This is a genomic window from Microvirga antarctica (assembly GCF_017921815.1).
Taxonomy (GTDB): Bacteria; Pseudomonadota; Alphaproteobacteria; order Rhizobiales; family Beijerinckiaceae; genus Microvirga; species Microvirga antarctica.
In genome coordinates, this window is the sequence record NZ_JAGEMM010000109.1 from 1 (window position 1) to 288 (window position 288).

The window sequence follows — 288 nt, forward strand, 5'->3', positions numbered from 1 at the left end:
GCCGGCTTTAGAACCTTTACCCAGACGCGCTTTTTTCATCTCAACGAAATTGCCGACGTGAGCGCCCGCTAACAGCTCCGCGCCGGGACGCAGGCGAGCAAACGGACCGATGGTGCAGGCCGCTTCCAGATGCGCATCTTCCACCACGCTGTATGGGCTAATTTCGCAGTCATCGCCAATAACGCTGTTTTTAATAATGCAGCCCGCGCCGATTTTCACGCGGTGACCGAGCGTTACATAACCTTCGATGATAACGTTAGCGTCAATTTCCACATCCATTCCACAATG

At 53.8% G+C, this 288-nt stretch carries 1 pseudogene; it reads right to left on the minus strand.

What is annotated here, in order from left to right:
- Positions 1-273 (minus strand): annotated as a pseudogene (gene glmU / locus J4G32_RS21060) (bifunctional UDP-N-acetylglucosamine diphosphorylase/glucosamine-1-phosphate N-acetyltransferase GlmU); the annotation flags it as partial.
- Between the last annotated feature and the right edge of the window lie 15 nt (positions 274-288).